Origin of the sequence: Achromobacter aegrifaciens, from assembly GCF_902859965.1 — a bacterium.
Lineage (GTDB): Bacteria > Pseudomonadota > Gammaproteobacteria > Burkholderiales > Burkholderiaceae_B > Achromobacter > Achromobacter aegrifaciens.
In genome coordinates, this window is the sequence record NZ_CADIKO010000002.1 from 652,778 (window position 1) to 676,026 (window position 23,249).

22 protein-coding genes are annotated in these 23,249 nt (G+C 68.1%); 10 read left to right on the plus strand and 12 right to left on the minus strand.

Features of this window, described 5'->3' with window-relative positions; translation table 11 throughout:
- Positions 1–10: 10 nt before the first annotated feature.
- On the minus strand, positions 11–148 hold the full coding sequence (locus tag HV793_RS14220) for a hypothetical protein (protein WP_166738303.1): 138 nt from the start codon (positions 146–148) through the stop codon (positions 11–13).
- Positions 149–551: 403 nt separating this feature from the next.
- Between HV793_RS14220 and HV793_RS14225 the strand changes: the two genes are divergently transcribed.
- The 3 genes from HV793_RS14225 to HV793_RS14235 all read left to right on the plus strand — a co-directional run bounded on the left by HV793_RS14225 (position 552) and on the right by HV793_RS14235 (position 3,316).
- A complete protein-coding gene (locus HV793_RS14225) occupies positions 552–1,064 on the plus strand; it encodes a GFA family protein (RefSeq protein WP_054454352.1) in 513 nt (170 codons plus the stop codon).
- Between the two features lie 251 nt (positions 1,065–1,315).
- Positions 1,316–1,786: a tripartite tricarboxylate transporter TctB family protein gene (locus tag HV793_RS14230; RefSeq protein ID WP_054454349.1), complete on the plus strand. Its 471-nt coding sequence runs from the start codon at positions 1,316–1,318 to the stop codon at positions 1,784–1,786.
- A 3-nt stretch (positions 1,787–1,789) separates the two neighbouring features.
- A complete protein-coding gene (locus HV793_RS14235) occupies positions 1,790–3,316 on the plus strand; it encodes a tripartite tricarboxylate transporter permease (protein WP_054454346.1) in 1,527 nt (508 codons plus the stop codon).
- Between the two features lie 55 nt (positions 3,317–3,371).
- On the opposite strand, the gene HV793_RS14240 is transcribed toward HV793_RS14235, so the two are convergent.
- Positions 3,372–3,692, minus strand: a complete 321-nt coding sequence (locus HV793_RS14240; protein ID WP_054454343.1) for an Rdx family protein — start codon at positions 3,690–3,692, stop codon at positions 3,372–3,374.
- Between the two features lie 73 nt (positions 3,693–3,765).
- On the opposite strand from HV793_RS14240, the gene HV793_RS14245 reads away from it, so the two are divergent.
- Complete coding sequence (locus HV793_RS14245; RefSeq protein WP_054454857.1) at positions 3,766–4,965, plus strand: multidrug effflux MFS transporter; 1,200 nt, start codon at positions 3,766–3,768, stop codon at positions 4,963–4,965.
- A 53-nt stretch (positions 4,966–5,018) separates the two neighbouring features.
- Positions 5,019–5,813 carry an enoyl-CoA hydratase gene (locus tag HV793_RS14250; RefSeq protein ID WP_054454340.1) on the plus strand — a complete coding sequence of 265 codons (795 nt, stop codon included), beginning with the start codon at positions 5,019–5,021 and terminating at the stop codon, positions 5,811–5,813.
- A gap of 35 nt (positions 5,814–5,848) precedes the next feature.
- Here the strand turns inward: HV793_RS14250 and chrA are convergent, their stop codons facing one another.
- Positions 5,849–7,099, minus strand: a complete 1,251-nt coding sequence (chrA, locus tag HV793_RS14255; protein ID WP_175213760.1) for a chromate efflux transporter — start codon at positions 7,097–7,099, stop codon at positions 5,849–5,851.
- A 226-nt stretch (positions 7,100–7,325) separates the two neighbouring features.
- Between chrA and HV793_RS14260 the strand changes: the two genes are divergently transcribed.
- Together HV793_RS14260 and HV793_RS14265 are read left to right on the plus strand one after the other, a co-directional pair.
- Positions 7,326–8,621, plus strand: a complete 1,296-nt coding sequence (locus tag HV793_RS14260; protein ID WP_119449221.1) for an ATP-binding protein — start codon at positions 7,326–7,328, stop codon at positions 8,619–8,621.
- A 109-nt stretch (positions 8,622–8,730) separates the two neighbouring features.
- A complete protein-coding gene (locus tag HV793_RS14265) occupies positions 8,731–9,210 on the plus strand; it encodes a carboxymuconolactone decarboxylase family protein (RefSeq protein WP_119449220.1) in 480 nt (159 codons plus the stop codon).
- Here the strand turns inward: HV793_RS14265 and pdxR are convergent.
- Positions 9,207–10,637: a MocR-like pyridoxine biosynthesis transcription factor PdxR gene (gene pdxR / locus HV793_RS14270; protein ID WP_175213398.1), complete on the minus strand. Its 1,431-nt coding sequence runs from the start codon at positions 10,635–10,637 to the stop codon at positions 9,207–9,209. The genes HV793_RS14265 and pdxR overlap by 4 nt on opposite strands.
- Before the next feature lie 93 nt (positions 10,638–10,730).
- Between pdxR and HV793_RS14275 the strand changes: the two genes are divergently transcribed.
- From HV793_RS14275 to HV793_RS14285, 3 genes are all read left to right on the plus strand, one after another.
- Positions 10,731–11,177 carry a GNAT family N-acetyltransferase gene (locus HV793_RS14275; protein ID WP_054454331.1) on the plus strand — a complete coding sequence of 149 codons (447 nt, stop codon included), beginning with the start codon at positions 10,731–10,733 and terminating at the stop codon, positions 11,175–11,177.
- Positions 11,174–11,812: an FMN-dependent NADH-azoreductase gene (locus tag HV793_RS14280; protein ID WP_175213399.1), complete on the plus strand. Its 639-nt coding sequence runs from the start codon at positions 11,174–11,176 to the stop codon at positions 11,810–11,812. The genes HV793_RS14275 and HV793_RS14280 overlap by 4 nt, the downstream gene beginning before the upstream one ends.
- A 219-nt stretch (positions 11,813–12,031) precedes the next feature.
- Positions 12,032–12,466 carry a hypothetical protein gene (locus HV793_RS14285; RefSeq protein ID WP_119449217.1) on the plus strand — a complete coding sequence of 145 codons (435 nt, stop codon included), beginning with the start codon at positions 12,032–12,034 and terminating at the stop codon, positions 12,464–12,466.
- A 2-nt stretch (positions 12,467–12,468) separates the two neighbouring features.
- Here HV793_RS14285 and HV793_RS14290 read toward each other — a convergent pair whose 3' ends face one another.
- From HV793_RS14290 to HV793_RS14325, 8 genes are all read right to left on the minus strand, one after another.
- The gene (locus HV793_RS14290; RefSeq protein ID WP_175213761.1) at positions 12,469–15,024 is read right to left on the minus strand and encodes a fused MFS/spermidine synthase; all 2,556 of its coding nucleotides are present in this window, start codon (positions 15,022–15,024) and stop codon (positions 12,469–12,471) included.
- Between the two features lie 75 nt (positions 15,025–15,099).
- Complete coding sequence (locus tag HV793_RS14295) at positions 15,100–16,737, minus strand: arylsulfatase (protein ID WP_175180961.1); 1,638 nt, start codon at positions 16,735–16,737, stop codon at positions 15,100–15,102.
- A 46-nt stretch (positions 16,738–16,783) separates the two neighbouring features.
- Positions 16,784–17,782 carry an HAD family hydrolase gene (locus tag HV793_RS14300; RefSeq protein WP_175213400.1) on the minus strand — a complete coding sequence of 333 codons (999 nt, stop codon included), beginning with the start codon at positions 17,780–17,782 and terminating at the stop codon, positions 16,784–16,786.
- Positions 17,779–19,200: a BatD family protein gene (locus tag HV793_RS14305; protein WP_175213401.1), complete on the minus strand. Its 1,422-nt coding sequence runs from the start codon at positions 19,198–19,200 to the stop codon at positions 17,779–17,781. The genes HV793_RS14300 and HV793_RS14305 overlap by 4 nt, the downstream gene beginning before the upstream one ends.
- Complete coding sequence (locus HV793_RS14310; protein WP_175213402.1) at positions 19,197–20,792, minus strand: VWA domain-containing protein; 1,596 nt, start codon at positions 20,790–20,792, stop codon at positions 19,197–19,199. The genes HV793_RS14305 and HV793_RS14310 overlap by 4 nt, the downstream gene beginning before the upstream one ends.
- Positions 20,777–21,799: a VWA domain-containing protein gene (locus HV793_RS14315; protein ID WP_054454314.1), complete on the minus strand. Its 1,023-nt coding sequence runs from the start codon at positions 21,797–21,799 to the stop codon at positions 20,777–20,779. Before HV793_RS14315 ends, HV793_RS14310 begins: the two co-directional genes overlap by 16 nt.
- Positions 21,786–22,286 carry a DUF4381 domain-containing protein gene (locus HV793_RS14320; protein WP_175213403.1) on the minus strand — a complete coding sequence of 167 codons (501 nt, stop codon included), beginning with the start codon at positions 22,284–22,286 and terminating at the stop codon, positions 21,786–21,788. The genes HV793_RS14315 and HV793_RS14320 overlap by 14 nt, the downstream gene beginning before the upstream one ends.
- The gene (locus tag HV793_RS14325; RefSeq protein WP_175213404.1) at positions 22,283–23,242 is read right to left on the minus strand and encodes a DUF58 domain-containing protein; all 960 of its coding nucleotides are present in this window, start codon (positions 23,240–23,242) and stop codon (positions 22,283–22,285) included. Before HV793_RS14325 ends, HV793_RS14320 begins: the two co-directional genes overlap by 4 nt.
- Positions 23,243–23,249 lie beyond the last annotated feature (7 nt).

Below are 23,249 nucleotides of genomic sequence, written 5' to 3' on the forward strand. Positions count from 1 at the left end.
CAACGCCGGGTCAGGCGTCCTGGTCTTCGGCGGCATCGGCGTCCGCGGCAACGGTCTTGATGTCCGCTTCCTTATTGGTCTCGGGCGCCTTCCAGTCCAGGGGAGGAATCTCGAATTGCCACTTCTTGCCAACGAGTTGATGAGACATGAACGTTCTCCTGTTCAGGACGCATGGCTTTCCCCCGCGCAAAGCGCAATGCATGAGATTCGTGCGTGCCATGGATGCTGTTTCCAATGGATGCCATCGGAGCGCGGGGGGCATGCGCGCAGGCAACGCAAACGAAAATGGCGGCCGCGGCCGCCAGCGACTTACAAATCTTCTGGCACTTGGTTTTGTTATGATTTTGCCGAAAGATGCTGAATTTTAGCATTAAATTGCCTGAAATAGCAAGCGATTCTGGCGTGGACCACAAAGGCCGCGCCCTGCCCCTGACGCGTCGACGCCGGCAATGGCCAATGACGCAAATGCCCCCGCAACATGACGCGATCGCCACTCCCGCTGCCGGACGGCCCTCCATACACTGGATGCGCCCATTGTCCGGAGACTGATCGTGACCCACGCTCCCATCGAGGGCGGCTGCGATTGCGGCGCGGTCCGCTACCGCCTCGCCAGCCCGCCCATGTTCGTGCATTGCTGCCATTGCACCGTGTGCCAACGGCACGCCGGCACCGCCTTTGCGATGAACGCGGTGATCGAATCCGACCGCGTGCACCAGTTGCGGGGCGAGCTGCGCCGCCATCCCGCAGACAAGAACGCCAATGATGGCGAGACGGTCGTGGTCGTGCGCTGCGCGGCCTGCCTGGGCCTGTTGTGGAGCCATCACCCGGGGTTCGGCGAAACGGTGGCGCTGATCTATGCGGGCACGCTGGACCGCGCCGCCGACTTCCCGCCAGGCGCGCATTGCTTCGTGCGCTCCAAGCACCCGTGGGTGGGCATACCGGACGACGTGCCGGCGGCCGAAGCGTTCTACGACATGGACGCCTGCTGGCCCCAGGCCGCCAGGCAGCGCCTTGACGCCGCGCTGGCCGGCAGCCCGCGCAAGCCCTGGACGCCCAAGGGCTGAATACCCCGCCGCAACAACGCGCGGCGCAACGCCGCAACACCCGTCTGAGCGCCGCGCATCGACCCTGCCCGCAATCCTCGCGCGCTTAGGGATTTCCCCCGTTTTTGCGGAAAAAAATGCCTGTTTGGCGCATATCCCGTGTCCCTGAAAGGTGAACGGAAGTTTGAATTCCTAGACTTCCGCGTTCATTCAAAAGTCAGCTTTTGTTCAGAACGTAGTCAGGCAAAAGCACAACAACGGGAGGACTACAGATGCAATCCAAACGCAGCGCCGCGCGGCGCGAAGTCTGGGCCGCCGGCACGATGATCGTGCTGGGCCTGGGCGCCATCGCGCAGGCATCCACCTACAACATCGGCAGCCTGGCGCGCATGGGGCCAGGGATGTTCCCGGCGATCCTGGGCGTGCTGCTGGTGCTGTTGGGCCTGATCATCGCGCGCATGGCCGCGGCGCCCGCGGCAGCCGATGACGACGCCGAGGACGAGCCTCCGCCCGACTGGCGCGGCTGGGGCTGCATCATCGGCGGACTCATGGCCTTCATCCTGGTGGGCAAATACGGCGGCCTGGTGCCCGCGACCTTCGCGCTGGTCTTCATTTCCGCGATGGGCGACCGCCAGCACACGCCGCGCAGCGCGGCGCTGCTGGCCGCCGGTGTGACCGTGCTGGGCGTGGCCGTTTTCTCCTGGGCGCTGCAACTGCAGTTTCCGCTGTTCCGCTGGGGCTGATCGATGGAAATCTTCAACAACCTGATGCACGGGTTCTCCGTCGCCTTCGCGCTGGACAACCTCATGTGGGCCGTGTTCGGCGTGTTCATGGGCAACCTTATCGGCGTGCTGCCGGGCATGGGCGTGCTGGCCGCGATCTCCATCCTGCTGCCGCTGACCTACACCATGACGCCCACGGCGGCACTGGTGATGCTGTCAGGCATCTACTACGGTTCGCAGTACGGCGGCGGCATTACCTCCATCATGCTGAACCTGCCTGGCACCGCATCACACGCGGTGGCCTGCCTGGACGGCAATCCGCTGGCGCGCAACGGCAAGGCTGGCTCGGCGCTGTTCATGTTGATGTTCTCGTCGTTCTGCGGCGCGTCGGTCGGCATCCTGGCGATGATTCTGTTCTCGCCCATGCTGGTTGACGTGGCCTTCAAGTTCGGCCCCGCCGAGTACTTCTCCATGATGATGCTGGGCCTGCTGGCCGGCGCCACCTTGGCCAAGGGGTCGGCGATCAAGGGCGTGGCGATGGTGGTGGTGGGCCTGCTGCTGGGCGTGGTGGGCACCGACGTCAACACCGGCACGATGCGTTTTCACTTCGGCATCCTGGAACTGTCCGACGGTCTGCAGATCGTGGCGCTGGCCATGGGTCTCTTCGGCGTGGCGGACTTCCTGAAGAACATCAACCGCATCGGCGGCGACGCCAAGGTGACCACCGCCAAGATCAGCATGAAGTCGATGCGGCCCGAAGCCGGCGACATCAAGCAGTCGCGCGGCGCGCTGGTGCGCGGCACGGCAATCGGCGCGGCCTTCGGCATCCTGCCCGGCACCGGCCCTACTATCGCCTCGTTCATTTCGTATGCGACGGAAAAGAAGGTGGCGCGCGAGCCGCGCCGCTTCGGCCGCGGCGCCATCGAGGGCATCGCCGGACCGGAAGCGGCCACCAGCGCCTCGACCCAGACCAGCTTCATTCCCACCATGAGCCTGGGCATCCCTGGCGATCCGGTGATGGCGTTGATGCTGGGCGCGCTGATCATCCACGGCATCCAGCCGGGACCGCAGATGATGGTGGAACACGCCGACATGTTCTGGGGGCTGATTGCCAGCTTCTGGGTCGGCAACGTGCTGTTGCTGCTGTTGAACCTGCCGCTGATCGGCATGTGGGTGCGGCTGCTGACGGTGCCGTTCCGCTACCTGTTCCCGGCGGCGCTGTTCTTTGTTTGCGTGGGCGTCTACAGCACCAACAACAACCTGTTCGACGTGGCCATGGTGACCTTGTTCGGCGCGGCGGGCTACGCGCTGATCCGCATGCGCTTCGAACCCGCGCCGCTGTTGCTGGGCTTCGTGCTTGGCCCCATGGTGGAAGAGAACTTCCGCCGCGCCCTGCTGCTGTCGCGCGGCGACCTGACGATCTTCGTCTCGCGGCCCATCAGCCTGGGCTTCGTGGTGGCGTGCGTGGGGTTGATTGCGCTGCTGGTGGTGTCGGCCATGCGCCAACGCAAGCAGCGTGTGGGCCTGGCGCAAGCGGAGTCTTCCGCCTGACGACTGCCGCTGCGTGGCGACGGACCGGCTCCTGCGGGGCCGGTCCGTATGCGCTTCAGGCGTCGGGCGCGGCCAGCGGGCCGGCGGTGTGGCCGTCGATATGGCCCAGCGTGCGCCCGGGATCCAGACGATCGCGCACGCGCTGCTTCAGTTCCTTGGCCGAGGGGAAGCCGCCATCGCTCTTGCGGTCCCAGATCAGGTCGCCGTTGTAGGTGACCTGGAAGATCCCGCCGGTGCCGGGCTGCAGCACGACCTCGCCCAGATCGATGGAAAAGGTGGACAAGAGTTCCTGGGCCATCCAGCCGGCGCGCAGCAGCCACTGGCACTGCGTGCAGTAATGGATGACGATGCGGGGGCGCAGGGCGGGTGTGTTCATAGCTGGAAGATTCTACGCCGGTTCATGGATAATATCGGGTTTTCCCGGGTCTGCGATGGACCCCGAGCCTGCCATGAAGTCTGCATTATCCCCCCGCGGCCAACGCTGGCTGATCGGCCTCCTGATGGGGCTGGTCACGCTCACGCCCATGGGCATCGACATCTATCTGCCCTCCCTGCCCGTCATGGCGCAGGATTACGGCCAGCCTGTCACCGCGCTGCAAGCCAGCATCACCCTCTTCATCTTCGCCGTCGGCGTGGGCCAGATCCTGATCGGCCCGCTGGCCGACCGCTATGGCCGGCGGCCAGTTGCGCTGGGCGGCGCGCTGGCGTATCTGCTGGGCTCGGCGCTGGGCGCCGCGGCCACGTCGCTGGACGTGTTCTATGCCGCGCGCGTGATCCAGGGGCTGGGCGCGTGCTCGGCCTCGCTGGTGGCCTTTGCCGCGGTGCGCGACTGCTTCAGTCCCGCGGTGGGCGCGCGCGTCTACAGCTATTTGAACGGCGCCTTGTGCACCGTGCCCGCGCTGGCGCCCATGGTGGGCGGCGCGCTGGCCGTGCATGCGGGCTGGCGCAGCACCTTCGTCTTCATGGTGCTGTTCGCCCTGACGCTGGCAGGTTTTCTGGCGATCCGCTTCGAGGAAACGCGCGCCGCGCCTCCCAGACAGCAAGGCCCGCTCTACAGCCTGCGCCGCTATGCGCCGATCGCGGCCAGCGGACGCTTTCTGTACTTCGCGGCGTTCGGCATGGCCGGCATGGCGATGATCCTGGTGTTCGTATCCGCCGCGCCCGTGGTGCTGGTGCAGCAGCTGGGCTATTCCGAACTGGGCTTCTCCGCCTGGTTCGGCGGCAACGCGGCGATCAACATCGGCGCCTTCTTCCTGGCTCCCGCCTTCATCGCGCGCTATGGCCGCCACACCATGGTGCGCGTAGGCATGGCCGCCCTGCTCGCGGCCGCCGCCATGCACCTGGCCGCTTGGCTGTGGCTGCCCTTGTCGGCCTGGATCTTCATGTTGCCGGTGGCGGTGTTGACCGTGGGCTTTTCGCTCGCGCTGGGATCCGGGCTGAGCCTGGCGCTGGAGCCCTTCGCCGAGCGCGCCGGCACCGCGGCCGCGGTGTATGGCTTGTTCCAGATGAGCGGATCGGCCGTCATCGCCACCCTTTTGCTGGACAGCGGCATGGCCCCCCAAGCGGCGATGGCGCTGATCGGCGCGGTCATCGTCGGGCCGCTGCTGTGCCTGTCGCCGGGCATGGCGCGGCGCCTGGCTGCGGGCTGACGCCGAGCCGCGTAAGCCTCTACTATCCAGGGATAGCCCACCCTGGAGACGACATGAATAACGAACAAGCGGCGCAAGAGCCGATCCTGGCGCGCCACGCCGAAGGCGGCGTGGTGACGCTGCGCCTGAACCGCCCGGGCCAGTTCAACGCGCTGTCCGAAGGCATGCTGGCCGCGCTGCAGGCGGAGATCGACGCTTTGTCGCGCGATGCCGGCGTGCGCTGCGTGGTGCTTGAATCCAGCGGCCGGGCGTTCTGCGCCGGCCACGACCTGCGCGAAATGCGCAGCCAGCCCTCGCTGGATTATTACCGCGACCTTTTCAGGAAATGCAGCGCCGTGATGCAAGGTTTGCAGGCATTGCCGGTGCCGGTGATCGCCAAGGTGCACGGCATCGCCACCGCGGCGGGCTGCCAACTGGTGGCCAGCTGCGACCTGGCCGTGGCGGCCGACACGGCGAAGTTCGCGGTGTCGGGCATCAACGTCGGCCTGTTCTGCTCCACGCCCGCCGTCGCCCTCAGTCGTAACGTATCGGCCAAGCGCGCCTTCGAAATGCTGGTGACGGCGCGCTTCATCGATGCCGGCCAGGCCAGGGATTGGGGCCTCATCAACGACGCCGTGCCCGAGGCGCAACTGGATCAGCGCGTGCGCGCACTGGTGGATGACATCCTGGCCAAGAGCCCCACGGCCATCCGCTACGGCAAGCGCATGTTCTACAAGCAGCGGCAGATGGCGCTGGCGGATGCCTACGACTATGCGGGCGACGTGATGGCGCGCAACATGATGGAAGCCGACGCCTGCGAAGGCATAGACGCCTTCCTGCAAAAACGTCCGCCGCGCTGGCAGTCCTGATTCGACGCTGCGGGGCCGCGCCGCCCGCGGCTCCGCTAGGCCAAGGCCCAGCCGCCGGCCGCGGCCAGCAGCACCACCCAGACGGGCGACCAGCGCGCATAGACCAGCAGGCCGAACAGCAGCAAGGCCAGGCCGAAATCCACCCGATCGCGGATGGCGCTGGTCCAGACCGGGTCGTACAGGGCCGACAGCAGGATGCCCACGACGCTCGCGTTCACGCCCGCGATCAGGTTGCGCACGCCGGGCCGCCGCCGCAGGCTTTCCCAGAACGGCAGCGCCGCCGCAACCAGCAAGGCGCCCGGCAGGAAGATCGCCGCCAGCAACACCAGTCCGCCGGCCCAGCCCGACAAGGGGCCCGACGACATTGCGCCCAGGAAGGCGGCAAAGGCGAACAGCGGCCCCGGCATGGCCTGCGCCGCGCCATAGCCTGCCAGGAAATCGGCGTTGGAAACCATGCCTCCCGCCACCGAGGCGGATTCCAGCAAGGGCAGCACCACGTGGCCGCCGCCGAACACCAGCGCGCCCGCGCGGTAGAAGCCTGAGAGCTGCTGCGCCAGCGGCATGCCGCTGATCGCCGCCCAGGCCGGCAAGACCGCCAGCAGCAGCACGAACAGCGCCAGGGCCATGTATCCCGCGCGGCGCGACACATTCAACGGCGGCACCGCCAGCGCAGGTCGCGGCGGCACCTGCAGCGCGGCCAGGCCGGCGATGGCGCCCAGCAGGATCGCGCTCAATTGCCCCAGGGTCGTCGGCATGAGGATGGTGATGAGCGCCGCCGCCACCGCCAGTCCCGCCCGTTCGCGGTCAGGACAGAGCGAGCGGCCCATGCCCCAGACCGCTTGCGCAATGATGGCCACCGCCGCGATCTTCAGTCCATGGATGGCGCCCGACGCGGACAGCCAGCCGAACTGCGCCAGCCCCAGCGCGAAGAGGATCAGCGCCACGGCCGTGGGCAGCGTGAACGCCACCCAGGCCGCCAGCATGCCGGCCCATCCGGCGCGTTTCAGGCCTATCGCCATGCCGACCTGGCTGCTGGCCGGCCCCGGCAGGAACTGGCACAGCGCCACCAGGTCGGAATACGCATAGTCGTCCAGCCAGCGCCTGCGCTCCACGAATTCCGTGCGGAAATACGCCAGGTGCGCCACCGGCCCGCCGAAGGACGTCAGCCCGAGGCGCAGGAATACCAGGAAGACTTCCAGACAGGACCCCCGGCCGGGCTGCTCGCGCGTGGCAGTGGCGGGCTTGCTGGCGACGTGTTCGTCTTGGTGGGGAGGCAGCGGCGGCATGGGATTCGGCTTCATCGGCAGGCGGGGCATGAGGGTCCTGCCCCCGCCCCATGCTTATAGCCGGGCGCCGCGGCGGATTCAACCGCCTGAACGGGCCGGGCCATATGGCGGGTTTACCTCGCCCGCGTAGCCGCTACAAACAACTTTACAAATACCCTACAAATATCGGCGGACTGCCCGGCGGCATGCGCCTAGCATCGCGAGTCCTCATCCGGCCGTATCCCCCATGTTCAAGTTCGCGATCCGCATCTTCGTCGTCGCCGCCATCGGTTATGTCGCGGGGTCGCAGCTGGTGGAACGCAGCTTGATGTATCTGCTGGATTCGGTCAGCGCGGATCTGTCGTACCAGGCTGTCCGGGGACAGATGCATGTGCTGCGCACGGAACTCGACAGCATTGCGCCGGCCGCTCGCGCCGAGCGCCTGCGCGACGACATCCAGCCGCTTTACGGCCTGGGCCTGGGTCTGCTGGCCGATGCCGACGTCACGCCCAGCACAGAGGAACAGCGGCAATTGGCCACGCTGGGCATCATCATGCGCGACGATTACAACGTCTATCTCGCGCCCTTGGCGGGCCAGCCCCGGCAGTGGCTGGAAGTCCGCCTGCCGCGCGCGCCGGTGCTGGAGCGATGGGTCACCGTCGGCGTCTGGACCGCGCTGAGCCTGATCGTGGGCATCATCCTGCTGCTGCTGTGGGCCCTGCCCCTGTGGCGCGACCTGGACCGGCTGCGCAACGCCACGCTGCGCATGGGCCAGGGAGACCTGGGCGCGCGGGTGCGGCTGTCGCGCCTGGCCGGCATGCGGCACGTGGGCGAAAGCTTCAACCAGATGGCCGAGCGCATTTCGGCGCTGGTCGAAAACCAGCGCAGCCTGACCAACGCGGTCTCCCACGAATTGCGCACGCCGCTGGCGCGACTGTCCTTCGAGGTCGCCATGCTGGGCCAGGACCAGCACCTGCCCAAGCGGCACCAGATACTGCGCGACATGCAGGCCGACATCTGCGAACTGGAAACGCTGGTGGCCGAATTGCTGGTCTATGCGCGGCTGGAACGCCCCACCGACGACACCGTCCGGCTGGAAACCGTGGACACCTGCGACTGGCTGGGCGAAGCGCTGGCGCAGGTGGCGCACCAGGCCGAGGCGCGTGCGATCCAGTGCCATGTGCATCGCGACTACCCGCCGCGCGTGCGGCTGCATCCGCGCTACATGAGCCGGGCCTTGCTGAACCTGGTGCAGAACGCGGTGCGCTACGCCAGCCGCCACGTGGAGGTCAAGCTCACCCAGTGCCCGTCGGGCGGCTTCGAGCTGATCGTGGACGACGACGGCGGCGGCATCGCGCCCGCCGACCGGACACGCGTGTTCGAACCCTTCATCCGCCTGGATGAAAGCCGCGACCGCGGCACCGGCGGCGCCGGCCTGGGCCTGGCCATCGTCTGGCGAGTGGCCGCCAGCCACGGCGGCGGTATCGAAATCCACGACAGCCCCCTGGGCGGCGCACGCTTCGTGTTGCGCTGGCCGGCCTGAGCATGGCCCAGGCGAAAACTCCATTTATGGCACTACCTTCCTGGTCCAAGCCGCGGCATCCTGACGGCACGAGATTCCGCTCGGCAACACGCATCGAAAAGGTAGGAACATGACCCAGCGTTTGAATTATTTCCAGGTATCCGAGGAACAGTCCAGGAAGTACCTGGAATTCAGCATGTCGCTGAAGAAGACCCCCATCGTGCAGGAGGTCGGCGAACTGGTGGATATCCGCGCGTCGCAAATCAACGGCTGCGGCTTTTGCCTGGACATGCACGTCAAGCAGGCCCGCATCGCCGGCGAGCGCGAACTGCGCCTGCATCACATCGCCATCTGGCGCGAGTCCACACTGTTCTCGCCGCGCGAGCGCGCCGCGCTGGCCTGGACCGAGGCGGTCACCACCCTGTCGGCGCAGGGCGTATCGGATGCGGTCTATGAGGACGTGCGCGCGCAGCTGTCCGAAAAGGAAATTTCCGACCTGACCCTGCTGGTGGTCGGGATCAACGGCTGGAACCGGCTGAACGTGGCATTGCGCACCGTGCCGGGTTCGGCCGACGCGGCCTACGGCCTGGACAAGGCCGGGCTGAACTAGGACTGCATCAGCTGCAGTATGCGCAGACCCAGTTCACGGGCCTGCGCCTGCGTGGCGATATTGGTGAAGCTGAGCAGCAGCGCCGATTGCCCCTGCGGGGCGGCGTGCCAGCGCGACAATACGCCCGCATACATGCCCTGCTCTTCCATCCGCCCGGCCAACGCCACGTCGCTCTGGCCGTCTTCCAGGCGCGCCACCAGATGCATGCCGCCGGGCTGCGGCTCGATCCGCAGGCGCTGCCCCAGCGCATCATTCAGGCCCGCCACCGTCGCGGCGCGCCGCTCCGCGTACAGCTTGCGCATGCGCTGGATGTGGCGGCCGAAATGGCCTTCAGCCATGAAGGCGCTCAATATCGCCTGGGTCAGGCCCGGCGCAGCGCCCGCCTGCAAGCGCGCGGACTGCGCGAAGCGTCCGGCCTGCGCTTGTGGCACCACCAGATAGGCCAGCCGCAGGCCGGGAAACAGCACCTTGCTGAAGGTGCCCGCATACAACACCCGCCCCTGCGTATCCAGGCTCTTCAAGGCCGGCAACGGACGGCCGACGTAGCGGTATTCGCCGTCGTAATCGTCTTCCACGATCCAGGCCCCGCAGCGTTCGGCCCAGTCCAGCAAGGCCTGCCGGCGCGGCAATGACAAGGACATGCTCAAGGGGCTTTGATGGGCAGGCGTCACCACCGCGCCGCGCGCCCGCCCCGCCCGCTCGATGCCGGCGCCGACCATGATGCCGTCCTGGTCCACCGGCACGGGCACGGGCTTCAAGCGCGCCTGCTCCAGCAGCGCGCGGGTTGGCGGATAGCCTGGATCTTCCATCCAGACCTGGTCGCCGGCTTCGAACAGCGTCTGCAGGATCAGCGCCATCGTGCTGTTGTAGCCGGCGGTGATGAACACCTGCGAGGGCTGGCAATGGATGCCGCGCGCCACCTGCAGATAGGCGGCGGTCGCGCTGCGCAGGGCTGGCAGGCCGCCGCTGGGCGGATAGGCCAGGTCCCCGGCCTGCAGGCCGCGCAGTTGCCGCGCGCCCAGGCGGGCCCAGAGCTTGCGGGGAAATTCATCCAGCGCCGGCAAGCCCATCTGGAACGGCCGCAGGCCCGAGGGTTCGCGCCAGCCCGGGCCGTCGCCGGGCGTCTCGGCAGGAATGGCCACGGCGGGGGGCGGCGCGTGCTGGGGCTGCAGGTCGGGCGCTACCACCGTACCGGCCTGACCGCGCGCCTGGATATAGCCTTCCGATGCCAGCAGTGAATACGCGACCTCCACCGTGCCGCGCGCCACGCCCAGCTCCTTGGCCAGCGCCCGCGCCGATGGAATGCGGTCGCCTGGCTTGAGCGTGCCCTGCGCGATGGCGCCGCGAAAGCGCTCGTAGACCTGGCGGTACAGAGGCTCGGCGCCGTCCGGCGGCATGGGCTGGTCCTGGGGCTGCGGGCTGATCATGGCATAGTCCAGAATTCAATTTATGGCCCTTCTAATTATGGCATGCGGCTCCTAAGATGACTGCACTTGAACCCTGACACCGCCAGTGCATCCATGACCGACGCCACTATGCAACACCTCGAAAGCCCGCAGGACCTGAGGGCCTGCCTGCCGCTCATGCGCGAGCTCAGGCCCCATCTGAAAAACGAAGCCGATTTCGTCGAACGCGTGAGTCGCATGCGCGCCGACGGCTACCGGCTGCTGGCCGCCATGGACCATGGCCAAGCCGTCGCGCTGGCCGGCTACCGCGTGCAGGAAAACCTGATCTACGGCCGCTTTCTGTACGTGGACGACCTGGTGGTGGCGGACGGCCGCCGCGGCGAACGCTGGGGCGCCCGGCTCCTGCAAGCCCTGGACGCCGCCGCGCGCGGCCACGGCTGCGCCCGCCTGGTGCTCGACACCGGCCTGGGCAACGCCCTGGCCCAACGCTTCTACTTCCGCGCCGGTCTGTTGACCAGCGCCATCCGATTCAGCAAATCCCTGGAAACCTCCGCCTCATGAATATCCTGCGCATCATCTGCAGCCCGCGTGGCCGCGCCTCCGAAAGCTATCGCCTGTCGCAAGCCATCGTCGACCAACTCACCGCCGCCGCGCCCGACGCGGCCGTGGTCGACGTCGACGCGACCGCCCTGTCCCTGGTCGACTCCGACTACGCCGCCACGCTGAGCGCGCGCCAGGATCCCACGGACGGACGCGAGAATCGGGGCGCGCTGGGCCGCTCAACCGAACTGATCCAGTCCCTGCAGGCCGCGACCCACGTCGTCATCGCGACTCCGATGCACAACTTCACCGTGCCGGCATCGTTGAAAACCTGGATCGACCACGTGGTGCGGGTGCGCAGCACCTTCCAGATCACGGCGCGCGGCAAGGAAGGCAGCCTGGAGGACCGTCCGGTATACGTGGCGATCTCGTCCGGCGGCGACTTCGGCTGCGACGGGCAAAGCCAGCCGGACTTTCTCACGCCTTATCTTAGGCACGTGCTGGGCACGATGGGCCTGAAGAACGTGACGTTCTTTTCGGTGCAGGGCACGGCGCGGGGCGCGGAGGCGTTGCAGGCGGCCCGCGCGCAGGCGCAATCGGAGATCGTCGCGCATCCGTTCGCGGCGGGTCTGCATCCGGAGTTCGCGGCAGCTTGATCGCGCCGGGGCTGGTGCCCGCGCATCATGGCGCGCGCACCAAGCCGCCTCATTCTTAGGAATAGCGCCGGCGCCGAGCCCGCTTAAGCAAGAAGTATTAGGCAATCGGGCTGCGTTGACACCCCCAAATAGCCGGCACTACGCTCTTGGCCAGAACCCTCTCGCCTGACCAGACTACGCCGTACTTCCTCATTCGGGCATGGGTGCAGGAGGCGTGCAATGACACTGACCAGTCCTGGTATTTTCCTGGCGGCCGCGCTTGCGCTGTGGGTCCTCGCCGCGCCGCGCGCCGAGGCGGCCTGCAGCGACAAGAAGATCGTGGCGATGGCCAACGACGGCCGCACGGTCAACGCCATTGCCAAAGCCTGCAGCATGCCGACGGCCAAGGTCCGGGGCGTGATCGAGCGCGCCGATGCGAACGACGAAGCGCCGCCGCCCGCGCCCAAGGCCAAGGCCGAACGCGCCGCTGTGCCGGAGCTGCCCAAGAAACTGCCGTCCGGCGCCGGCCTTGCCTCATGCGATTGCCAGGGCATGGTGCCCTATGGCGAACGGGCGCCGGACCTGCGCTGCCAGAGCGGCATGTCGATGGCGACGCCCTGCGCGGGCTATTGCTCGCCCCACGGGGTCGCGCCATGGCGGCGCATATGTAGTTAGCCCTACTGCCTGGCGCTGGGCATGAACCAGCGGTAGTAGGCGTTGTCGCCATCATCGCGCGCCAGCTTGTTCATTTCCCTGCCCCAGGTTTCACGATCCCCCACATAGGCCGCCAGCGACGCTCGGTAGAACGTGTCGAGCCGCGCCCGCTCCAGTTCCATGTCGGCGCGCAGCGCGTCGGACGCGCCGGTCAGCGGCGGTTCGCTGCGCAGGGCCAGCAGCGCGGGCAGGACGCGCGCCACTTCGCGCGGGCGGACCCAGGTCGTGTACTCGATGCCCGGGCGGTCGTCGGTCACGGCCGGGGTATCGCCGGCAAAGCGCGCCAGGCCTTCCCGGTCCGTGACCCAGGTGGACAACAAGGCGGCGGCGGATGGCACGCCCACAGCCTGCAACGCGGCAGCGGTATCGGGCTGGCCGTAGCGCGCCTGGATGCGGGCCGCGTCCAGCGTCAGCGGCTGCATGGAACCTAGCAGCAGCATTTCATGCAGTTCGCTGGTCCAGAGCTGGGCATGCGGAAACACCTCGATGAAGCTGGCGATGAGCGCGCGGGTGTCGTCTTCGTTCTGCGTGGGCAGCGGCAGCCATTGCGCCACGATGCCTTGCGGCGCCAGCCGGCTTGCGGCCAGTTGGTAGAAGTCGCGGGAATACAGATTCACCACGCCCGCGGCGGAAGGCGGCGGCGGCTCCAGCGTGATCAGGTCCCAGCGTTCGGCGCTGGCCTGCAGCTCGCGGCGTCCGTCGCGCAGCCGCTTGTCCAGGCCAGGATCGGTGGCGGCCTGGAACGTACCCTGGAAGTGCGGCGCGGCGCGCAGCACGGCTGGCAGCAGCTCGGCGACCGCCCGCTTTTCGAGCCCGCGGTATTGCGACAAGGCGCCCGCCGTGATGCCGGTGCCATAGCCCACGACCAGCGCGGACTTGGGTTCGCCCGCATGCACGATCAAGGGGAGCAGCGCCTGCAGCCGCATGTAGCGCAGCGAAGGCATGGCGTCGCCCGAATTCGATACGCCCTGGATATAGAGCCGGTGGAAGCGGTTGCCGTTGCCGGCGCGCTCGACCACGGCCACGGTGCCGCCATGGCTTTCCTCGTAGAACACCAGGCCCGCGCCGCTCGCCCCAGGCAGTAGCCGCGCAAACTGGTCTGCCGGCAGCGTGGCGATCAGCGCCAGCGTGGCGAGACCCGCGATGCCGGTGGCCCATCCGGTAGCGGCGCGGCCGTCCGCACGCCCGCGCCAGGCGGCAACGGCGCCCACCGCCGCGGCGATGGCCGCCAGCACGCTCAGCGTGCGTACCAGCCCCAGGGCGGGCAACAGCAGGAATCCCGTCAACAAGGTGCCCGCGATGCCGCCCAGCGTGTTGCAGGCGAGCACGGCCCCGGCTTCCCGCCCCACCTGCCGGTCGCCCACCGCGATGCGCAGCACCGCGGGAAACGCCGCGCCCAGCAGCAGCGTGGGGGCCAGCACCAGGCTGGCCGCCGCCACCGCGAAGCGCGCGCACATGCCGGCAAAGCCGCTGCCCGTCCATTGAAAGACCGCCGCTTCCGCCTGCGTCTGGGCCACGATCAGCCATTTGCCCAGCAAGGCCACCTCCAGCACCGCGATCAGGCCTGCGCCAGCGATCAGGAAGCCGAACACCGGCCAGGGATTGCGCACGCGATGGGCCCAGCGCGCATAGAGCGCCGCGCCGATGGCCAGCCCGGCCAGATAGGTGGCCAGCACGATGGCGAAGGCGAACGCACGCGTGCTCATGAAGGGCACGATCATCTGCGACCAGATCACTTCGTAGCCCAGCGCCACCGCGCCAGCCACCGCGTACAGCGCCACGGCCAGGCGCGCCTCGCCCGACAAGGGCGCCGCAGCGGCCTGCGGATTGTCGGCGGGCGCCGCGCTGCCGCCTGCCCTGCGGTCCAGCATCCAGGCGCCCAGCGCCGCCAGCACGTTGAGCGAGGCCGCGGCCAGCGCCGCACCTTGCACGCCGAAGCGCGGAATCAGGAAAAACGCGGGCAGCAATGCGCCCAGGATCGCGCCGCAGGTATTCGCGGCGTACATCGCCCCGCCAGAGCGGCTCACGTCCGTGCCCTGATGCCGGCTCACGGCGCGCAGCAGCACCGGCAAGGTACCGCCCATCAAGAATGCGGGGACGGCCAGCATCAGCCCTACCGCCAGCCAGGCCGCCAGGCTGCTATGGGCCTCGACCGCGACAAAGGCGGCGGCGCTGCGCGCCAGCAGCCATGTGACGGCGACACAGGACAGCGCCACGCCCGCTTCCAGCATGGCGTAGAAGCGTACCGGGCGCCGCAACTGGTCCGCCTTGCGGCCCAACAGCCAGCCGCCCAGCGCCAGGCCCAGGAAGAATGCGCTGACAGCGCCGGCGATGGCGCTGACCTCCACGCCCACCACCAGCGACAACTGCTTGATCCACAGCACCTGGAACACCAGGGCCGCCGTTCCGGACAGGAACAGCAGCGCGGCCGGCCGGACCGCCGTCAGGGCGCGCCCTTGCGCCGCCTTGTCGTCCACATCATGTCCCTGCATCGCTGCCTCGCTTGCCCCCATGCCCATCATGCTGCTCCTGCTGCGTTGCCGGGCGGCGCGACAGGCGCCGCCCGGTACTGTCCCGGCTTGCGCCGGAACCGGCTACTTCGACTTCTGTTTCTCCATATCTTCGAAGTGTTTCTCCATAGCCTTGTTCACCCGCTCCTGCACCTGGTCCACACTGAAGCTGGCCGGCCGCTGGCTGGGCGGATAGGTAATGAAGGTCTCCAGGAACGCTGACGCCTTCATGGTGGCGATGGCCGTCAGGTAGGAGTTTTTGGCCAGCCAGTCGTTGTACTGATCCGAGGTGATGTCGGCACGCTCATACGGATCCATGCGCAGGTTGAAGATTTTCGGCACGCGCAGGCAGACGAAGGGATCCTGCCAGACGTTGAAGTTCCCCGGCGCGCGCTGTTCGCAAAACACGGCCTTCCAATCGCCCCAACGCATGCCTACCAGCAGGCCGTCGTCGTTGAAGTAGAAGAACTCGTCGCGCGCACTCTTGTCCTGCTTGCCAGTCAAATAGCCCAGCTGGTTGTAGCCGTCCAGATGCACTTTGAACTTGGTGCCGCCGGCCTGCGGCGCCCAGCCGTCCAGCAGCCGTTCCTTCACGTTGGCGTCGCCGGTGGCGGCCAGCAGAGTCGGGAACCAGTCCATGCCGGATACCATGCCGCGCTTGACTTCCCCGGCGGGAATCTTGCCAGGCCAACGGACCATGGCTGGCACGCGGAACGCGCCTTCCCAGTTGGAGTCCTTTTCGCTGCGGAATGGCGTAGTGGCGGCATCCGGCCAGGTGAAGGCGTTGGGTCCGTTGTCGGTGGTGTAGACGACGATGGTGTTGTCGGCGATGCCCATGTCGTCCAGCTTCTTCAAGAGCTTGCCCACGTCCTGGTCATGCTCCCACATGCCATCGGCGTAGTCATTGCCGGGCATGCCGCTCTTGCCCTTGTGTTCGGGCCGGATATGCGTGTAGATGTGCATGCGCGTGGTGTTCATCCACACGAAGAACGGCTTGTCTTCCTTGCCGTGCTTGTCGATGTACTCGATAGCGGCGCCAACGGTTTCGTCGTCGATGGTCTCCATGCGCTTGGTGGTCAAGGCGCCCGTGTCCTGCACCTTGCCGTCGGCCGTGGCCTTGATCACGCCGCGCGGAGAAAAGTTCTTCACGTAGGGATCGTTGGGGTCCTTGGGCCAGTACGGACGCTCGGGCTCTTCTTCGGCATTCAAGTGATACAGGTTGCCAAAGAACTCGTCGAAGCCATGGCGCGTCGGCAAGTATTCGTCGCGGTCGCCAAGATGGTTCTTACCAAACTGCGCCGTGTTGTAGCCCTGCGACTTCAAGGCCTCGGCTATGGTGATGTCGCCCTTCTGCAACCCGACCGTCGCGCCGGGTGCGCCGACCTTGGACAAGCCGGTACGCAGTGGCGATTGACCCGTGATGAAGGACGAGCGGCCTGCCGTGCAGCTGTTCTCGGCGTAGTAATCCGTGAACATCGCGCCTTCCTTGGCGATGCGGTCGATATTGGGCGTCTGATAGCCGACCACGCCGTGCGCATAGGCGCTGATATTCGCCTGCCCGATGTCGTCGCCGAAGATCACCAGGATGTTCGGCTTCTTGCCCGATGGCGCCGCCTGGCCCTGATTGGCCGCAGGCGCCTGGGTCTGCGCCTGCGCGCTTGCCAGTGCCATGAGGCCTGTTGCGGCGAAGAGCGCCGCGCTCAACAGTTTTCTTGCGTTCATCGCTTTCTCCTGACCCTCGCGGGCGGTTCCCAGTCACGTAAACGAATCACTGTGTTTCAAATGCGTATACCCTTCTCCACTCCTTTGCCATGTCTACGATTACCCAACCCTTTTGCTGCGCTTCATCCAGCGCGCGGTCCAGCCTGCCGATCTTGGAATCCCGGTCATAGGCCCATTCGCGCCGGGCGTCGGTGTGATGCACCAGGCCCGCGAAGCGCTTGCCGCTGCCGGCCGCCGTCCACTGCAGCATCTGCAGGTCGCCGTCGGAATTGCCGAAGGCGAATATGGGCTGGCGGCCGATGAACTTGTTGATGGCCACGGGCTTGCCCGGGCCGTCGTCGTTGAAGTCGAGCTTGGGCGTGCGCATCAGCACGGGCTTGCCGTCCTGCATCTGGAACTCGGTGACGAACGTGGTGCCTATCACCTGTTCGGGCGGAATGCCGTAGACGTCCTGCGCCCAGGCCCGCATGAATTCCACTTCGCCGCCCGACACGATGTAAGTCTTGAAGCCGTTGCCGCGCAGATAGTCCAGCAGCTCCAGCATCGGCGCATAGATCATGCTGGTGTACGGCTGCTTGAAGCGCGGATGGCGGGCGGTCTTGATCCATTGCCGGACCTCCGCGCCGAAGGCCTGCGTCGTCATGTTGGTATGGGTGGCGCCCACGATCTTCAGCAGTCCTTCGGTGCCCGAGGCGGCAAGCGCCTGGCGGTCGCCCTCGATCGCAGCCTTGTAGGGTTGCTCGGTCGACCATTCGGGATGCTGCGGCGCCATGGCCTTGACCTGGTCCAGCGCGAAGATCAGCTGGAAGTACAAAGGTTGCTCGCTCCATAGCGTGCCGTCGTTGTCGAACACCGCGATGCGGTCGGCCGGCGCCACATAGTCCGGGCTGCCCTCCGTCGTGACGGTTTGCACGAATCCAAGAATGGCCTGGCGCGAAGGTCCTTCGTTCCAGGAAGGCAGCGGCGTCTGCGCGCGCGCCAGCCCGGCCAGGAGCAACAGGAGCAGCAGCGCGAACCAGCGGCGGGCAAGCAAAGGCGTCGTCATGGGAGATCTCCTGGAGTATCGGCGGGCGGCATGCCCGCAAGTCCGCGCGATGTTGCGGCCGAACGGGGATTCAGCGTAGGCAGGTCTTGTGCGCCGCCCTCTCGTACCGGTGAGCGCAAGGCACGGCGCCAACGCGGGAACATCCCGCGCAATCCGCGCCAGCCGCGCGCCGCGTTTGGCTCCCGGCCATAGCAGGCTCGCAGCGCATCGTCTGCGGATTGGCGCAGCGCCGGGTCCAGGCCGGCCGTCCCCTGCGCGATCGTGGCTGCGCCGCAAGCTCGGCGCAGCCATGCGTATAGCGCGTCCATGCGCGGCTGGGGCTGCGCCAACAAGCGTCGCAAGGTCATTGCCGCATAGGGTTCGGAGGCGTGCCATTGTTCGCGCCGCGCCCGCAGTCCGGCCCGCAGGCGGGCCAATGTCCGCCGCAACCAGGGCGCACCCAGCCACCAGGCCAACGCCGCCAGCGCCGCGCCCGCGGCCAGCGCCAGCCATCCTCCCGGAACGCGCACCTGCACTTGCCGGCCCATGTCGCGCAGGTCCTGTTCGACCGAGAATGGCGCCTGGTAGGCGGCGCCCGCCCGCGCTTCGAAGCGTTGCGCGGGCAGCGTGACGCGCTCTTCCTTGTTGGCCGCGACGTTCCACCAGCGGATTTCCACCGCCGGCAGTTCATGGGCGCCGCCGCTTTCGATCACATAGTCCAGGCGGTCGATGCGCTGTCCGCCGAGGAAACCGCCGCGGCTGTCGGACATCTGCGTCAATTCGGGTTCGGACGGGTACAGCTTGAGGCCCTGCACGGCGGCCGCGGCAGGCGGCGGGATCAGCATGGCCTGGGCGCCCTGGGCCTGCACGGTGATGACGCGGCTGACGTGGTCGCCGACGGCGGGAGGCTCGGCCGAATAGCGGATCTGCTGGGTCGCCTGGACCGAGTTTGCCGCCAGGACATGACCGGCTACCCCGCCTGGCGGTCCGGCGGCGCGCGCCTCGAACGGGCGCGTCTGCGCAACCAGGGGCGCAGTCGCCTGTCCCACCTGCGCGCTGACCCGGATGGCCGGCACGCGCAGGTCGCCCGCCGCCTCGGGACTGACCAGATAGGCGTAGCGCAATCCGCTGTAGGCCACGCCGCCGATGGTGGCGCGGATGATGGTGGCCTGCCCTGACGGCCCCGACACCAGCGCGCCAGGGATGTCCAGGGCCGGCATCTGCGGGGGCTGGGTGAACCAGGTCGACGTCAACACGTCCACCTGCAGGATGGCGGTGGCGCCAGCCATCAGGTCGCCCGATGCCGCTATGCGCGCCTCGGCGTGCAACTGCGGCCCGCCATCCGCCTGCTGGGCTCGCGCCACGCCGACGCACAGGCCCAGTTGCAGCATCAGCAGCAGGCCCAGGCAACGCAGCAGCGCGGCATGGCGGTGCATCATGGCTGCCTCCCCTGCGCCGGCGCGGCCTTGCGTGCGTCTTCGATCGCGAATTTCTGCTTCAGAAAGCCGGCCGGCGACAGGCTCAGGTTGCGCAGCCAGACCTCGTCGGACGCGGCTTGCGGCGCCTGCGTGCGGATCATCTTGCCCGCGCCCTTGTCGCTGTCCACGCGGGTCTCGTCCGGTTTCTCCGAGTCGTCGTCCTGTTGCTCGCTTTCGGCGGCGGCGATCAATCTGGCGACCAGTTCGCGGTTTTCGCGCGCCTCGGGAAAATCCGGCCGCAGGCGCAGCGCCTGGTCGTACGCCGCCAGCGCGGCGTCGTAGCTGCGCAGACGGACCTGGGTATTGCCCAGATAGAAGTCGCCTTCGGGCGTTTCCAGTTTGGCGAATGCGGCCAGCGCCGCCTGATAGTCGCCGGCGTCATAGGCGGCGCGACCCTTCCAGTAAGGATCGGCATACAAGGCGGCAGCCTCGGCATAGCGCTTGTGTTCATAGGCCCAGCGGCCCTGCTGGTCGGGCGTGAAAAAGGCGTCGGCCAGCGCGCCTGCTTCCGCGCGCGGGGTATGCAGCGTAGCCGTGGCGGCGAGCAGCAGGCAGGCCGTCCAGTTGATGTTCCAGCCGCGCCGCAGCGCCAGCAATGCCAGCAGCGCCAGCGGCCAGCACAACCAATAGCCGGCGTCCTTCCAGTGCAGCGGCTTGTCCGCGTCCTGCACCTCCTGGAAGTGCCGTTCGGCATGCAGCGTTACCCAGTCCAGGTCGTCGTCGTTCAGGGTCAGGCTGCCCAGCGGCGCGCGGGCGGCTTGCGCCAGCTGTTTCAGCGCATCCTCGTCGAAACTGCCCAGCAAGGGCCGGCCCTGCGCGTCGAGGCGCGGCTGGCCGCGGGCGTCGCGCACCACGCCGCCATCGCGCGTGCCCGCCGCCCATATCAGGATCTGGAAGGAATTGGCCCGCGCCAGGCGCTCGACTTCGGCCAGCTGGCCGGTGTCCGCACCGTCCGTCACCAGCAGCAGGGTGCCGCCCGCCTCGCCCGATTGCAGCAGGCTCGCGGCCAGCGAGATCGCGCCCGCTGCATCCTTGCCGGGCGCGGCGATGAGACCGGTGGACAGGGCCTGCACGAACATGTCGGGCAAAGCCGGATCGTCGGTCGGCGGCAACACCAGATGCGCCGAGCCGGCGTAGGCGATCAGGCCCGTCTTGGCGCCTGCACGCCGTTTCAGCAGATCGCGCAGCTTGCGTTTGGCGGCTTCCAGCCTGCTGGGCGGAAGATCCGCCGCGTCCATCGAGGGCGACAGGTCGACCGCCGCGATCAGGGGCGCAAGATTGTCCAGGAAGGCCGGGCGGTCCTGCTGCCACGTCGGCCCGGCAGCGGCGATGCCGCCCAGCGCCAGCAAGGCGGCCAACAGTTGCGCGGGCCGCGGCCCGCGGCTGCCCTGCGTGCGCACCGTCAGGTATGGCAGCAGCGCCGGCGCGATGTTGCTGCGCCAGCCGAGCCGGCCGTCCTCGTCGCGCCGCCGCCAAAGCACAAAGGCCGCGGCCGCGACCGCCAGCAGCCACCAGGGGCGCAGGAAATGGAAGGCGCTCAGGTCGATTTCCATCCGCCCTCCTCCACGCGCGCATCCCCTTGCGGCCGGGCGTCGCGCCGCCGGCCGCGCAGCGCCGCGGCCAAGTGCCAGCCAGCCAGCAGCAACAGCGCAAGGCCCAGCGGCACCCAGAAGAAATCCTGCTTGGGCTGGTGGCGCAACTCGCGCACTTCGTGCGGCGTGATGCGATCCAGTTCGGCATAGACCTGCCGCAAGGACGCCTGGTCCTGCGCCGGGAAAAAGCGGCCCCCGGTCTTGGCTGCGATCGCGCGCAAGGCGTCGAAATCGACCTTCTCCTCGCCCTGCGCCTGCGGATCGCCTATGCCCACGGTATGCACGACGATATGGCGCGCGGCCGCCATGGCCGCGGCGCGGTCCGGCGGCACGGCGCTGCCGGTATCGTTGCCGTCCGTCAGCAGGATCAGGACCTGGTCGTGTTCGCCGGCATGCTCGAACTGCTTGATCGCCACCCCGATGGCATCGCCGATGGCGGTATTGGGCCCGGCCATGCGCGTGCTTACCTGGCCGAGCAGCAGCTTGAGCGTGGCATGGTCCTGGGTCAGCGGCGCCTGGGGATAGGCGGCGGTGCCGAACACGATCAGTCCAAGCCGGTCGTCCTTGCGGCGGTCGATGAAATCGGCCACCACGGCCTTGACGCCGCTCAAGCGGTCCTCGCGGCGGCCGTCCGGCGCCACGAAGTCCTCGGTCTCCATGGATTGCGAGATATCGATGGCCAGCAGCAGGTCGCGCACCGGCTGGCGATGCTCCAGCGGCGGCTCGACCCGTTCGGGCCGCGCCAGCGCCAGGACCAGCAGCAGCCACACCAGCGCGTTCAAGGCCAGTTGCCAGCGGTCGCCGCGCACGCCGGGGCGCTGCGGCGTCTGGCCGGTGCTGCGCGCCACCGATTCGAAGAATGGAATGCGTACGGCGCTACGCCGCTGCACATACGGCGGCAGATAGCGGTACGCCAGCCAGCCCAGCGGCAGCAGCGCCAGCAGCCAGGGATATTCAAGCCGCCACATGGTGACGCTCCATCCATTGCCGGCTGGCGGCGAACAAGGTCCGCACGCGCGCGGGGTCGATGGCCCGCAAGGTCTCGGGCGGCGCATACGCCAGCGCGCGCAGCAGCACGGCTGCGTCGGGCGGAAACACGGCCACGCCGGCATCCATGAAGGCGACCCACTCCGCGCCTTGCAGCGCGCCGACCCGGTCGCGGTCCGCTGCCGCCACCGACGACAGGCCGACGCGCTTGAGCAGATCCGGCAAGGCGCGTGCGGCCAGGGGATCCGCCTGTGTTTCGCGCCGCAGCGCTTCCAGCATGCGCAGCCCTGCGCGGCGGTAGCCATTGCGTCGGTGGCGGCGCGCCATCCGCCACGCGGCCCATGTGGCCAGCGCCAGCACCACGGCCAGCACGACCAGCCAGCCCCAGGTCTGCGGCCAGTAGCTGACCGGCTCGGGCAGCGGCAGCTGACGCAGCTGTTCGATGGACGGGGTGGCGTCGGCGTTCATGCCCGGCCCCTGGCTTGAGCACGACTGGCCTGGCGGCCGAGCTCGCGGCGCAACTGCGCCACGGTGTCGTCCGCCGTATCGATGGACAAGAGCGGCACGCGGCTGCGGCGCAGCAGCTCGGCCACGTCGTGCAGGCGTCCTGAAAAGAAGTCCGACAGCGGCTCGCGTACCTGCTTGCGATCCGCGGCGACTTCGACCTGCAGCTCGCCCTGCGTCACCACCAGCCGGCCGCTCAGGGGAATGCGCAACGCCAGCGGGTCATACACCAGCGCTGCGACCACATCGTTATGCGCGGCCAGCGTGCGCAAGAGGCGCAAGGTAGCGTCATCGGCGCCGGCAAAATCGCTGATCAGGCAGACCAGGCAATCGTGCGGCGCGTGCGCCAGCGCCCCTTGCAGCGCTTCGTTCAGCCGTCCGGACGCGTCCACATCGGGTTGGTCCGCGCCCATGGACTGGCTGCGCCGCGCAATGGCGGCGAACAGGGCCTGGATGCGTTCGCGGCTGCGCAGCGGACGCACGTTGTCGATGCCCGCATCGCTGAACACCAGGCCGCCCACGCGGTCCCCCGCCAGATAGGCCATCCAGGCCGACAGCGCCGCGATGCGCGCGGCCACGACAGACTTGAAGCTGCGCACCGAACCGAAATACATGCCCATGCGCTGATCCACCACCACCAGCGCCGGACGGTCGCGCTCCTCGCTGTAGGTGCGCACATAGGGCTTGCCCAACCGCTGCGAGGCGCGCCAGTCCAGCTGGCGCAGATCGTCTCCGGGTAGATAGCGGCGCAGCTCCTCGAAGTCCAGGCCGCGCCCGCGCAGGCGCGAGCCATGCTGGCCGGCCAGAATGCTGCGCACCGGCTGGCGGCTGAAGAACCCCAGGCCGCGCGCGGCAGGTTCCAGCGCCATCAGGTCCTTGATGTGGACCTGGACTTCCGGGGAAGGAGCGGCGGAAGGCATGGCGGGC

Bases quoted from the DNA above. Each gene is read 5' to 3' on its own strand.
- HV793_RS14280 (WP_175213399.1), top strand. From the start codon at position 11,174: ATGAATATCCTGCGCATCATCTGCAGCCCGCGTGGCCGCGCCTCCGAA.
- HV793_RS14315 (WP_054454314.1), bottom strand. From the start codon at position 21,799: ATGTGGCGGCTTGAATATCCCTGGCTGCTGGCGCTGCTGCCGCTGGGC.
- HV793_RS14305 (WP_175213401.1), bottom strand. From the start codon at position 19,200: ATGATGCACCGCCATGCCGCGCTGCTGCGTTGCCTGGGCCTGCTGCTG.
- HV793_RS14310 (WP_175213402.1), bottom strand. From the start codon at position 20,792: ATGGAAATCGACCTGAGCGCCTTCCATTTCCTGCGCCCCTGGTGGCTG.
- chrA (WP_175213760.1), bottom strand. From the start codon at position 7,099: ATGCCGCCGCTGCCTCCCCACCAAGACGAACACGTCGCCAGCAAGCCC.
- HV793_RS14240 (WP_054454343.1), bottom strand. From the start codon at position 3,692: ATGAACACACCCGCCCTGCGCCCCCGCATCGTCATCCATTACTGCACG.
- HV793_RS14265 (WP_119449220.1), top strand. From the start codon at position 8,731: ATGACCCAGCGTTTGAATTATTTCCAGGTATCCGAGGAACAGTCCAGG.
- HV793_RS14245 (WP_054454857.1), top strand. From the start codon at position 3,766: ATGAAGTCTGCATTATCCCCCCGCGGCCAACGCTGGCTGATCGGCCTC.
- HV793_RS14295 (WP_175180961.1), bottom strand. From the start codon at position 16,737: ATGAACGCAAGAAAACTGTTGAGCGCGGCGCTCTTCGCCGCAACAGGC.
- HV793_RS14235 (WP_054454346.1), top strand. From the start codon at position 1,790: ATGGAAATCTTCAACAACCTGATGCACGGGTTCTCCGTCGCCTTCGCG.
- HV793_RS14300 (WP_175213400.1), bottom strand. From the start codon at position 17,782: ATGACGACGCCTTTGCTTGCCCGCCGCTGGTTCGCGCTGCTGCTCCTG.
- HV793_RS14320 (WP_175213403.1), bottom strand. From the start codon at position 22,286: ATGAACGCCGACGCCACCCCGTCCATCGAACAGCTGCGTCAGCTGCCG.
- HV793_RS14290 (WP_175213761.1), bottom strand. From the start codon at position 15,024: ATGGGCATGGGGGCAAGCGAGGCAGCGATGCAGGGACATGATGTGGAC.
- HV793_RS14230 (WP_054454349.1), top strand. From the start codon at position 1,316: ATGCAATCCAAACGCAGCGCCGCGCGGCGCGAAGTCTGGGCCGCCGGC.
- HV793_RS14275 (WP_054454331.1), top strand. From the start codon at position 10,731: ATGACCGACGCCACTATGCAACACCTCGAAAGCCCGCAGGACCTGAGG.
- HV793_RS14220 (WP_166738303.1), bottom strand. From the start codon at position 148: ATGTCTCATCAACTCGTTGGCAAGAAGTGGCAATTCGAGATTCCTCCC.
- HV793_RS14285 (WP_119449217.1), top strand. From the start codon at position 12,032: ATGACACTGACCAGTCCTGGTATTTTCCTGGCGGCCGCGCTTGCGCTG.
- HV793_RS14260 (WP_119449221.1), top strand. From the start codon at position 7,326: ATGTTCAAGTTCGCGATCCGCATCTTCGTCGTCGCCGCCATCGGTTAT.
- HV793_RS14250 (WP_054454340.1), top strand. From the start codon at position 5,019: ATGAATAACGAACAAGCGGCGCAAGAGCCGATCCTGGCGCGCCACGCC.
- pdxR (WP_175213398.1), bottom strand. From the start codon at position 10,637: ATGATCAGCCCGCAGCCCCAGGACCAGCCCATGCCGCCGGACGGCGCC.
- HV793_RS14325 (WP_175213404.1), bottom strand. From the start codon at position 23,242: ATGCCTTCCGCCGCTCCTTCCCCGGAAGTCCAGGTCCACATCAAGGAC.